This is a genomic window from Silvimonas sp. JCM 19000, from assembly GCF_054652575.1.
In genome coordinates, this window is record NZ_BAAIHC010000003.1 from 1 (window position 1) to 12,069 (window position 12,069).

General features: G+C 60.0%; 9 protein-coding genes. 2 read left to right on the forward strand and 7 right to left on the reverse strand.

The features are described from left to right. Positions 1-346: 346 nt before the first annotated feature. Complete coding sequence (locus ACYQ1A_RS03810; RefSeq protein WP_062222682.1) at positions 347-1,399, reverse strand: FUSC family protein; 1,053 nt, start codon at positions 1,397-1,399, stop codon at positions 347-349. A gap of 217 nt (positions 1,400-1,616) precedes the next feature. Here ACYQ1A_RS03810 and murB point away from each other — a divergent pair, with 217 nt between their 5' ends. Next, on the forward strand, positions 1,617-2,630 hold the full coding sequence (gene murB / locus ACYQ1A_RS03815; protein ID WP_499360351.1) for a UDP-N-acetylmuramate dehydrogenase: 1,014 nt from the start codon (positions 1,617-1,619) through the stop codon (positions 2,628-2,630). 10 nt (positions 2,631-2,640) lie between these two features. Here murB and mpl read toward each other — a convergent pair whose 3' ends face one another. Further along, positions 2,641-4,020 carry a UDP-N-acetylmuramate:L-alanyl-gamma-D-glutamyl-meso-diaminopimelate ligase gene (gene mpl / locus ACYQ1A_RS03820; protein ID WP_499360732.1) on the reverse strand — a complete coding sequence of 460 codons (1,380 nt, stop codon included), beginning with the start codon at positions 4,018-4,020 and terminating at the stop codon, positions 2,641-2,643. 86 nt (positions 4,021-4,106) lie between these two features. Here mpl and ACYQ1A_RS03825 point away from each other — a divergent pair, with 86 nt between their 5' ends. Beyond that, on the forward strand, positions 4,107-5,093 hold the full coding sequence (locus ACYQ1A_RS03825; protein WP_499360354.1) for a GGDEF domain-containing protein: 987 nt from the start codon (positions 4,107-4,109) through the stop codon (positions 5,091-5,093). Between the two features lie 58 nt (positions 5,094-5,151). Here the strand turns inward: ACYQ1A_RS03825 and ACYQ1A_RS03830 are convergent, their stop codons facing one another. The 5 genes from ACYQ1A_RS03830 to ACYQ1A_RS03850 all read right to left on the reverse strand — a co-directional run bounded on the left by ACYQ1A_RS03830 (position 5,152) and on the right by ACYQ1A_RS03850 (position 12,066). Beyond that, positions 5,152-6,606 (reverse strand): TrkH family potassium uptake protein, encoded by a 1,455-nt coding sequence (locus ACYQ1A_RS03830; protein WP_499360356.1) that lies wholly within the window; start codon positions 6,604-6,606, stop codon positions 5,152-5,154. After that, the gene (trkA, locus tag ACYQ1A_RS03835; protein ID WP_499360358.1) at positions 6,606-7,985 is read right to left on the reverse strand and encodes a Trk system potassium transporter TrkA; all 1,380 of its coding nucleotides are present in this window, start codon (positions 7,983-7,985) and stop codon (positions 6,606-6,608) included. Before trkA ends, ACYQ1A_RS03830 begins: the two co-directional genes overlap by 1 nt. A 102-nt stretch (positions 7,986-8,087) precedes the next feature. Next, a complete protein-coding gene (locus tag ACYQ1A_RS03840; protein ID WP_499360359.1) occupies positions 8,088-9,395 on the reverse strand; it encodes a sigma-54-dependent transcriptional regulator in 1,308 nt (435 codons plus the stop codon). Next, the gene (locus ACYQ1A_RS03845) at positions 9,392-11,527 is read right to left on the reverse strand and encodes a sensor histidine kinase (protein WP_499360360.1); all 2,136 of its coding nucleotides are present in this window, start codon (positions 11,525-11,527) and stop codon (positions 9,392-9,394) included. The genes ACYQ1A_RS03840 and ACYQ1A_RS03845 overlap by 4 nt, the downstream gene beginning before the upstream one ends. After that, a complete protein-coding gene (locus ACYQ1A_RS03850; protein ID WP_499360362.1) occupies positions 11,527-12,066 on the reverse strand; it encodes a DUF4390 domain-containing protein in 540 nt (179 codons plus the stop codon). Before ACYQ1A_RS03850 ends, ACYQ1A_RS03845 begins: the two co-directional genes overlap by 1 nt. Between the last annotated feature and the right edge of the window lie 3 nt (positions 12,067-12,069).

Genomic DNA, 12,069 nt, shown 5'->3' on the forward strand with positions numbered 1-12,069 from the left:
GTAGGTCAAAAACCGAAACGGACCGTCTGTTACTTCAATGGCCCAGCTGCCGCTCCGCGGACGCGACGCTCAGTCGGAGCCCCTGCGGGTCTCCTACCTTCGCGCGCTCAGGAAATGGCGCTGGTTTGCTAGCGCCGCTGCCTCGTTGCTACGCAACATCGGGTGGGCGTGGTTACTGAGCCGTGACAGTGAATAAGCGGTGGGCGTGCTTAACGCTTTGCTGCATAGGGTGGGTCGTGACCCACCACCCAAAGTCATCAAGCAGAACGCCATTGCTGGGCATCGCAATCGCTGCGCCACGTTCCTGACCACACATGGCCCCACTGACTAGTGCGATCGCCATACCCTAAAACTTCATCGGCTTCGGTCGCCGTTGCCGTGCTTCCCATTGTTCGATGCGCGGTAGCAGGCGGATATAGATGGCTGAGCCCAGGCCGCAAATTGCGCAGGCAATGATCGTGTTTTCGATCCGCGCCCAGGCAAACTCGGGCAAGCGCGCTTGTTGCACCAGGCCGAAGTCGAGCAGGATCATCACCAGCGCCGTAATCGGAATCACCGTCACCCAGTAATTCCGCGCTTGCGCCGCGGGTGTAACCGCGCCCATCAGCGTCACGATCAAGGCCAGTGCCCATTCGTTTTGCACGAAGTGGATGACCAGCGCGCCAAACACCACCCCGATCAAGGAACCCACCAGACGCTGGATGAGGCGGTGCACGCTATGGAACACGTCGTAGACCGTCACGATGGTGATGGTCAGCGGAATCCAGTAAAAGCGCATCAAGCCCAGCGACTGGCCCAGCAAGTAGCCGGTGACCACCAGCAGCGTAAAGTACAGCGCAAATGCGCCATTGTTATGCCGGCGCCGCATCAAATGGCGCGCCGCTTCGCGCAGCATCGGCGCAGTCTGGTATTCGGGTTCTTTAAATAGATTGAGCGTTAACAGCACCGCCAGGATGCCGGACAGCCCGCCGACGATGACATAAGTGCCGCACAACGGCGGCAAATGGGGCGCGCTGTCGCCAAACAGGAAAGCCACCAGCCAGTATTTGCCGATAAATTCGACGGACCCGCCCGCGCCCTGCAGCCAGCCTGCGAACAGGGCAAAGCCGCATAACAGCGCCAACGACGCACCTGGCACCGCATGCCCGGCCACGCCCGCGATGCCGGCCAGCAACATGCCCAGCGTCATATAGATAATCGCAGCAATGCGTTCGCTGGTTTCGCCGCCGTAATCGACAAACAAGGTGTAATACGCGGTGACGCCGCCATACACCGCGGGCAGAAACTCGCCGCGTCCGAGGGCAATCAGCAGCGGCAGGCCGACCGCGATGGCGCCGCGGATGACCTTGCGACGATTGATGGGCGTGTTGGCGAGCACGAGCGATGGATGCAACGGCATGACTAGCCTGTAATAAGTGATAAGCGCAAAGAGGCCCGCCAATGTAGTCGAGCTACGGCGGCCGCGCAGCCGTAAATATGCCATTTACTTGGCGTGCCGTCGCGGGGCGTAACGGGGCAGCCGCGTTTGTGCGCGCCATCAAGCGGCATCGGGGCCCACGCGGCACTCCCGCAAGGCTTACCTTATGCGGGATAATCGCGTTTTTCCAGGATACGCCATGCCGCTCGCCACTTCGTCCGACCTGACCGCGCTCAACACTCTGGGCCTGCACGCTCACGCCGATTACCTGTATCGCATGAGCGCGCCGGATGATTTGCTGGCCTTGCTGGCGGATCCGACCTTGCGCCACTTGCCGCGTTACGTGCTGGGCGGCGGCAGCAATCTGGTTTTGCCGGCACGTGTGCCTGGCGTGGTGTTGAAGGTGGAAGTGCCCGGCCGCGCGATCATTGCGCAAGACGCCGAGGCGACCTATGTACGCGCCGGTGGCGGCGAAAACTGGCATGAGTTTGTGCAATGGACCTTGGCGCAAGGCCTGGCCGGGCTGGAGAACCTGTCCTTGATTCCCGGCACCGTGGGTGCAGCACCGATCCAGAACATTGGCGCGTATGGCGTGGAAGTTAAAGACACCCTGCATGCCGTGCATGCGCTCGATCTGACCACGGGCGCGCCACGCGTGTTCAGTCGCGCAGAATGCGCGTTTGCCTATCGTGATAGCGTGTTCAAACACGCTGAGGCCGGGCGCTGGGTGATTGTGGCGGTGGAGTTTCGCTTGCCGCGGCAGGCAAAGTTGCACACAGCCTATGGCGATATCGAACGCGAACTCGCTGTGCTGGGGCTGCAGGCTACGCCGCAACATGTTGCTCAGGCGGTCATCAGCGTGCGGCACAAAAAGTTGCCCGATCCCGCGCAGATCGGCAATGCCGGCAGCTTTTTCAAGAACCCCATCGTGCCAAGCACCCAACGCGATGCCTTGCTGGCGCAATGGCCGGAACTGGTCAGTTATGCCGCAGGGGAGGGCCACGCCAAGCTGGCGGCAGGCTGGCTGATTGAGCGTGCGGGCTGGAAAGGCAAGCGCATCGGCCCGGTTGGCATGTACGAGAAGCAGGCGCTGGTGTTGGTCAATCACGGCGGCGCGGCGCGGGCCGACGTAAATGCAGTAGTGGCGCAGGTACAGCGCGATGTGCAAGACCGGTTTGGCGTGCTGCTCGAAGCCGAACCGGTCTTCTGGTAGCGCGCGCCGACTATTCGCTACGTGATTTGAGCGCAGCCAGCAATTTGCCGTGGATGCCGCCAAAGCCGCCGTTGCTCATCACCAGAATCTGATCGCCTGCTTGCGCATGAGCGATGACGTCGGCCACCAGCGCGTCCAGATCCTGATGGCTGTGCGCTTTGCTACCCAGCGGTGCCAGCGCTTGTGCCGGATCCCAGCCCAGGTTGGCACCGTAGCAAAACACCAGATCGGCATCGACCAGGCTAACGGGCAATTGCGCTTTCATCGTGCCCAGCTTCATGGTGTTGGAGCGCGGCTCCAGCACCGCCAGGATGCGTGCGCTGCCCACTTTGCGCCGCAGGCCAGCCAATGTGGTGGCGATGGCGGTGGGATGGTGGGCAAAATCGTCATAGACCGTGACGCCGTCGATTTCACCTTTGATTTCCATGCGGCGCTTGACGTTAAGGAAGCTCCCCAGCGCGGCAATCGATTCGGCCACCGGCACGCCCACGTGGCGGGCCGCAGCGATGGCGGCCAGCGCGTTCATGCGGTTGTGCTCGCCCAGCAGCGTCCATTCCACCCGGCCTTGTCTGGCGCCATTGAACAGCACATCAAATTGCTGGCCATCGTCGTTATCGGCTTGCCAGCCACTGCCGTCGCCAAAGCGCTCGACTTCGCTCCAGCAACCGCGCTGCAGTACGCGCGCCAGACTGGCTTCCGCGCCATTGACCACCACACGGCCATTGCCCGGCACGGTGCGCACCAGATGGTGGAACTGGGTTTCGATGGCGGCCAGGTCGGCAAAGATATCGGCGTGATCAAATTCAAGATTGTTGAGGATGGCCGTGCGCGGACGGTAGTGGACAAACTTGGAGCGTTTGTCGAAAAAAGCGGTGTCGTATTCGTCGGCTTCAATCACAAAGAAGGGCGACTGGCCGCCGGCTTCCTGGCGCGGCTCGCCCGGCAAGCGCGCAGACACGCCAAAGTTCTCCGGCACGCCGCCAACCAGGAAGCCCGGCGCCAGACCGGCGTAGTCCAGAATCCACGCCAGCATCGACGTAGTCGTGGTCTTGCCGTGCGTGCCCGCCACGGCCAGCACCCAGCGTCCCTGCAGAATATGATCGCGCAGCCATTCCGGACCCGAGGTATAGGGCAGGCCGCGATTAAGGATTTCCTCCATCAGCGGATTGCCGCGCGTAACCACGTTGCCCACCACGTATAGATCGGCGCCCAGGTTGATCTGCTCGGGCGACCAGCCCTCCACCAGTTCAATACCGAGGGCATTGAGCTGATCCGACATCGGCGGATACACCCCGGCATCGCAGCCGGTAACGGTGTGACCCGCGGCGCGTGCCAATGCGGCGATGCCGCCCATGAAAGTACCGCAAATGCCCAGAATGTGGATATGCATGATCTTGTGTTGTGTATTCAAATCAAAGTGGTTCCGCGCTGGTCGCTGCCGGGGCGCTTGCGTACAATCGGGCTTCAAGAAAAAACATGTCAAAAGCCACCATGCCCATCCCGCCCTCGGTCAATCCGGTTGAAATTGCCCGTATTGCCCTGAAGCGACTTGCTGAACGCGGCATGCCGCCCACGCCGGAAAATTACGCGCAATTCTACAACGCGATTGTCACGATTAAGTCGCCCGAAGAAAAAACCAATGATGAATTGCAGCAAGCCTGGCAGATTTTGTGTCGGCTGGACGATGCGGTCAGCGATACGCGGGATACCACCGAGCAATTGCTGAGCTCACTGGCGGAAGGCGGCGACACCATGGCTAACCGGCTGGGCGAGCTGAAACAAACACGCCAGGCCCATCTGACCCGCGCCCAGGCGCCCGAAGAAACGCATAACAAACTCGAAGAATTGCTCGACGATATTATTCATTCGACCAGCAATATTCATTCGACCGTCAAATCCTCGCATATCGACCTGGCCGCTATCCGCGAGTCGGTACGCCATATTGAGGAAGACCTGGCGCATAACCGCAAAATGCTGGAGCTGGACCCGCTCACCGGCTCGCTCAATCGCCAGGGCTTTGATCATCTGTTATCCAACGAATGCAAGCGCGCCCGCCGTAGCGGCGCCCGGCTGACCGTGGTGATTTTTGATCTGGACGATTTCAAATTAATCAACGATCGCCACGGCCATCTGGTCGGCGATCAGGTGTTGGTGCATATGGCCAACCTGGCCAAAGCCGTGTTGCGCGAGACCGATACCCTGGTGCGTTATGGCGGCGAAGAATTTCTGGTCATGCTGCCCGAGACCGATCATCGCGGCGCGCAATATGTAATTGATCGTTTGCGCGTGGTGGCCAACAAATCGCCGTTCATGCACAAGAGCCAGCGCATCGAGGTAACGTTCTCCTCCGGGATTGCCACGCTCAAAGACGATGAGAACGGACGCGCGCTGGTATTACGTGCGGATGAGGCGTTGTATCGGGCCAAACATAGCGGGCGTGGCCGGATTGAAGTGGCGGACTGAGCGCCCCGGATGGTGCTGGCTGATAAAAAAACGGACTCCTGGTGGAGTCCGTTTTTTATTAGCTGCGCCAGAATTGCGGCGTTAACAAAATCAGCACCGAAAAGATTTCCAGCCGACCAATCAGCATCGCCGCCGTGCATACCCAGATTTGCGGCTGGGTAAAGATGGCGAAATTGCCCGATGGCCCGATTTCGCCCAGGCCCGGCCCGGCATTGTTAATGCTGGCAATGACGGCGCTAAAGCTGGTCAGAAAATCCAGCCCGCTAAGCAAGAGCGCAAAGGTAAACACCACCACGCAAATAAAGTAGAGCGCGATAAAACCCAGCACCGAAAAGATCACCGGCGTAGGCACGGCCATGCCATTAACCCGCATCGGGCGCACCGCGTTGGGGTGCAAGAGCGTGGTGAACTGGCGGCCAGCTTCTTTAATCAGGATGAGCGCGCGGAACATCTTGATGCCGCCGCCCACCGAGCCCGCGCAGCAAATAAAGCAGGACAACAGCAGCATCAGCAGCGGCACAAAAATCGGCCAGCTGCCAAAGTCCTGGGTGGCAAAACCGCAGGCAGTGCCGATCGAGACCAGGTTGAAGGCCACATGACGCAACGCGGTCAGGTAATCAGGATAAGTGCCTTGCCATTCCAGATAGCCCGACAAGCCCAGCGCTGCCGCCAGCAACACGGCCAACATCGCGCGTAATTCGCCGTCACGCCAATACGCCAACAAAGAGCGGCGGCTGATGGCCAGATAATGCGTGGCAAAGTTGGTGGCGCCCAGCAGCATGAACAGGATAAGGATGCCTTCGATGGCGGGCGAATCAAAATAAGCGACATTGCTGGTATGCGTGGACAAGCCGCCCAGCGAAATCGCTGCCATGGCGTGGCAGACCGCATCAAACCAGCTCATGCCCGCTGACTTGAGCAGCAGCATGCAGAGGATGGTCAGACCGGCGTAGACCAGCCACAGATTGCGCGCTGTCTCGCGGATGCGCGGCTTAAGGCGCGTGTCCTTGATCGGGCCGGGCGTCTCGGCCTTGAACAATTGCATACCGCCGATGCCCAGCAAGGGCAGGATGGCAACGGCCAACACGATAATCCCCATGCCGCCGATCCAGTTGAGCATATGCCGCCACAGGTTGAGCGACAGCGGCAGGCTGTCGAGATCGCGAATCACGGTGGAGCCGGTGGTGGTCAGGCCGGACATGCCTTCAAAATAGGCATAGGTAAACGGCAGCTGCGTGCTGTACAGCATCAGTGGCACGCAGGCGGCCAGCGGTAGCAACACCCACAGCCCGGTGACCAGCAAAAACCCGTCGCGCGCCGCCAGTTCGCGCCGGAACGGCGAGGTTAGCGCCATCACCGCAATGCTGCTGCCCGCCAGCAAGGCCAGCGCGTGCACAAACGGCATCAAGCCCTGGTCGTGATTGAACCAGGCCAGGGCAATCGGCGCCAGCAAGGTGAACGAGAACAACAGCGCAATGCGCGACAGGATGTGCAGCGTGGGCAGAAAGCGCATCAGAAGAACCCTACCTTGACCGCAAACAAGCGCTCGACATCGCGCGTGTCGTCTTTGTCGTGCACAAACAGAATGCAGCGGTCATTGGCTTCGATCACGGTGTCGTGGTGCACCATGATGACCTTGCCTTCGCGCACGATGGCGGCGAGAAAGGCATGCGCGGGCATACGCAACTCGTCCACGCGCCGACCGATGACGCGCGATACCGATTTATTGCCATGCACCACCAGCTCGACCGCCTCGGCCGCGCCGCGGCGCAATGGCTGCACCGCCGTGATATCGCCCTGGCGCGCTTCTGCCAACAGCGAGCCGATGGTGAGCTGGGCCGGGGACAGCGCGACATCGATGCGGCTGTCCTGCAGCAAATCGACATAACGCGAACGGTTGATGATGGCGATGACCTTGCGCGCCCCCATTTGCCGCGCCAGCAAGCCGGACATGATGTTGTCTTCGTCGTCCGAGGTCAGCGCCAGATAAAGGTCAGTTTGTGCAATCTGTTCCGAATCGAGCAGCGTTTCGCTGGTGGCGTCACCATGCAGCACCAGCGTGCGTGCCAACTCGGTGCCCAGCCATTCCGAGCGTACCGCACTGCTTTCCAGCACCTTGACTTGATAATCTTTCTGCAACGCTTTGGCGAGGCGGAAACCCACGTTGCCGCCGCCGGCAATCAGGATACGTTCGATCGGCCGCTCTTGCGTGTGCAGCGCTTCGATCACCTTGCGCATTTTTTTGGTGGGCGCCAGCACAAAGACTTCGTCGCCAGCATGCAGCACGGTGTCGCCATCGGGACGGATATAGCGGTTGTCGCGATAGACCCCGACCACACGCCGATCTACATCGCCCAGCACGCTATTGAATTCCTGTAGCGATTTGTCGCACATGGGCGCATTGGCCGTTACGCGCACCACCACCATCTGCACCAGCTTCTCGGCAAAATCCAGGACCTGCAAGGCCTCGGGCATCTTGATCAGCCGCACCAGGTAGTCGGTTACGATCTGCGCCGGGGTGATGACCTGGCTGATGGCAAAGCCGACGTCTTCGGACAGCATTTCTTCAAACGCGAGGATTTCGGTATTGCGGATGCGGGCAATGCGGGTGGGCACACGAAATAACTGATAGGCCATTTTGCAGGCCACCATATTCAGCTCATCGGTGGGGGTGACGGCCAGTAATAACTCGGCGTCTTCGGCGCCAGCCTCGCGCAAGACCTGCGGGTTGATGGCCGAGCCCTGAACCGCGCGTAAATCAAGGCGGGAACTCAGCGGTTTGAGATTGGCGGGGTTGTCATCGACGATGGTGACATTGTGGTGTTCAAACACCAGCTGTTCGGCCACGGTAGCGCCGACCCGGCCGGCGCCGAGAATCAGGATATTGGACACGTTGCAGCGTCTCTTGGGCTAGGTGCATGAAAAAACGGGAAGCTGCAATGCAACTTCCCGTTCAGACTAGCACAGCGCCAGCAGGCTGGCGGCCGTGTGCGATCAGTCTTCCTCGATCACTTTGTTCTTTTTGGGCATGGTCACACCCAACTGCTTGAGCTTGCGATACAAGTGCGTGCGTTCCAGCCCGATACGCTCGGCCACGCGGCTCATATTGCCGCCGGAAAGCTCGATCTGGCGCTCGAGATAATACTTTTCGAACTGATCGCGCGCTTCACGCAATGGCAGATTCATATCTACCGCCGACAAGGCCGGGGCCGGGGCAGCAATCTGTGCCGCGACACCATCTACGCCAGGCGAAAACTGCGACAGGATGCGCGACACCGGATTGATATCGATCTCGCCATCGCGGCAAGACAAGGCCAGACTTTTGACCACATTGGTCAGCTCGTCCAGGTTGCCGGGCCAGTCCTGTTGCGCCAGTAATTGCAGCGCGCCATGGCTGAACCGACGCGGACCCAGTTTGTGCTGGGCCACGGTATCGGCCAGGATCGATTCGGCAATCCGTGGAATATCTTCTTTGTGTTCGCGCAAGCCCGGCACCGGCACGATCCACTGCGACAACTGGCGGAACAGCTCGGGGTCAAGATCGCCACTCAGTTGATCGAGCGGACGGCTGCTGGCCGAAACCAGGCGCACTTTCATTTTCTCAAGCTTGCCCAGCACCGATTTCAGGCCCGCCTGCGCCCGCGTATCCAGATAAGCCAGATCGCGCAGGAACAAGGTGCCGCCGGATGCTTTGTTCAGCAGCTCTTGCGGTGCCAGCGCGAATTCTTCATTCGAGAACGGCGCCACAAACGGCTTGCCATCGGGCGTCATATAACGACCACAGAACTCGAAGCCGACGCCGGGTGGGCCGATCAACAGCACCGGGGCGTTTTGCGTTTGCGCGGCCTGCAGCATGCGCGTGAGTTCGCGGATATGTTCGCTCTCGCCCAGTTTGCTCAGGGTGACGACCGGTCGGGGCGCCTCCTGAACCAGGTTGACGGCGCGTTTGACCGTCGCCAGCAACTTGGCAAGGCCAATGGGTTTTTCAAGGAAGTCCAACGCGCCGATCCGCGTGGCTTCTACTGCAGTGTCGATCGTGGCGTGCCCCGACATCATCACCACTGGCATGGTCAGCTGCCCATTGCGGGCCCATTCCTTCAGCAGGGTGACGCCGTCGGTATCCGGCATCCAGATGTCCAGCAATACAAGGCGCGGCTGCGCCTGATTGCGCAGACGCCGGGCCGCCTCGGCGTTTTCCGCCACGGCGACGCTATAACCTTCGTCTTGCAGAATTTCCGATAACAACTCACGAATGCCGATTTCATCATCGACAACCAGAATGTCCTGACTATGCAACTTCAATCCTCCACCAGCGGCAGATCAATACGAACATAGGCGCCGCCACCATCACGGTTTCCCGCCTGAATACGACCGTGGTGCTCATCAATGATTTTTTTAACTATCGCCAGACCTAAGCCTGTGCCCTTTTGTTTTGTCGTTATGTATGGCTCGAACACGCGTGGGAGTATATCGGGTTGAAAGCCGTTTCCACTGTCTTCCACTACGAGTCGGGCAAATTTATCGGTTTTTACCAGCCGAACGCAAATGCGAGGGGCGGTTTTTTCAGGATGAGCGGTCACTGCGGTGACCGCATCCTGCGCGTTCTGTAACAAGTTGTGGATGACCTGGCGCAAATGCGTGGCGTCCCCCAGCACTTCGAGCGCACCTTCTGCGGTGTCTTCCACGCGTACCGGCACTGCAGCGGCTTCATACAGTACCAGTATTTCGTGCAGCAATTCGCGCAGATCCAAGGGCTTCTTCTTGCCGGTGGGTTTGCGCGAGTAATCGCGGAACGCATCCACCATCTGTTTTAGTGCAGAAACCTGCTTAACAATAGTCTGTGTATTGCGTGCCAGCATGTCCTGGCCCGCCGGGTCGAGCTTGTCGGCCAGCTTCAGGCCCAGGCGTTCGGCGGCCAGCTGGATCGGCGTAAGCGGGTTCTTGATTTCGTGTGCCAGCCGCCGTGCCACTTCGCCCCAGGCCGCATCGCGCTGGGCCGAGATCAGATCGGTAATGTCATCAAACACCACCAGGTAACCGCTGGCGGCGCCCTCGGTCACTTTGAGGCGGGTGCCGCGCATTTGCAGAATGCGATTCTGTTCGGCTACTTCCACTTCTTGCTGCCAGTGTTCTTCGGTGCCGGTAAAGCCGGAAATCATTTGCTGGCTAAGCGTGGCCAGCGCGGGATACACACTGGGCCAGCGTTCTAACGGCAGCGTGCGCAATTGCGCCGGGTCGATACTCAGAATGCGCAAAGCGCTCTGGTTGGTCGATGCCAACACCCATTGATCGTTAAACGACAATACCCCGGCCGTTAGCGAACCGAGCATGGCTTCGAGATAGGCATTGGCGGCTTCCTGCTCGGCCTGGTGCTGTTCCAGCGAGGCGCGCGCATCGGCCAGTTGCCGTGTCATACGGTTAAACGAGTGCGTGAGAATGCCGAGCTCATCGCGACTGATCACCGGCTGCCGCTGCGAATAATCGCCCGCCGCAACGGCGCGCGTGGCCTCGGCCAGCACCGAAAGCGGCGCCGCCAGTTTGTCAGATAGATAAATCGCCAAGGCCACGGCACCGAGCAGGGCCATCAACAAGGCCAGCGTCAGTGTCAGGCTATAGATGAGCTTGAGGCCCTGGCGCGATTGCGAGAGCTGTTTGTAATCGGCACGGACCTGTTCGACCAGCTCGGCGTCTTCGGCCAGCGCTTTCGGGATGGGTTGGCGTAGCTGCAGAATCCGTGCGCGCTCGGACAAACCGGTGTCATGCACCGGTATCATCACCCGCATCATCAAGCCCTGATCGCTATCGGTCTCCAGCGTTTTGACCGGCGCCTGCATCGCCTGACGCAGCTGGCTGCGCTCCGGAATAGTCGGAAACAAACCGGCGTTTTCATTACCGATGTGGGCAAGGGTCTGGCCGGTTTCGTCAAACAGGCTGATTTCCTGCACCCCGATCTGATCCCGCAAACGGGTCAGTCGCGATAGCACTGCTGAGCCGTTCTCGTCATGGATTTCCAGCGCAATGACGCGCGCTTTGCGTAGCAGATCGGTTTGCTGGAAATCGATGGCGTTATGGCCCAGGTTAAGGCCGCGATCCAGCGCCTTTTCCACCCGGACGTCAAACCAGGTTTCGATCGAGCGATTCAGAAACTGCACCGACAGCGTATACACCAGCGCTCCGGGTAATACCGCTACCAGCGAAAACATCAAGACCATGCGCAGCGTCAGGCGCGAGCCAAACACTTTGCCTTTGACTGCCTTGAGCAACTGACGCAAACGCAGGCCAACCAGCACGATCATGCTGACCAGCATCAGGCCATTGATCGCCAGCAGACCTTGGTAATAGCGGGCAAACGCCGAGGTATTGCCCGAGGCGGTCGCCAGCAAAAACAGCAGGATGGTGCCCAGCGACCCCAGAATAAGCAGGCTACGCCGCATCAGTGCGTATCCTCCTCGTTATGCAGGCTGAAGTCGGTCCATTGCGATTCCAGCTGCCAGTCGCTATGGCCCAACGCAGTCAGCTGAAAAGTTTTGGGCAACTGCGACATATCCAGGCGCAAGCGCATACGGCCTGCCAGGTCGTCTTTATCGCGTGCCAGCGAGGTGTCTTGCAGCACGCCCCAGTCACGCAACACGCCGAGCGCAGCCAGTGCCTGGTCGAGCGAGCTGAAGCTGCGATAAAAGCTGCCCAGATGCAGCCGGTACTGGCGCGACAAGGCGTGATAGCTCAGGCGGTAAGTCAGCGTGGCGGTGGGGGCAAACCAGTCAGAAAGCTGGCGATACCACGAATAGGTGCGCGGGCGCGTCAGCTGGAATTCATAGACGAAGGGCAGGCTCAAGCCATTGGCGAGCGCGTCTTCAAGGGTGGGGGTAAGGGTGACGATAAAGCGGCCGGACAGCTCGATCTGGTTTTCGCCATAGGCGGCGGCAGTCTGCGTGGCCTTGATGGTGCCGGGCTCAGCCCAGGCCGTCGGCATCCC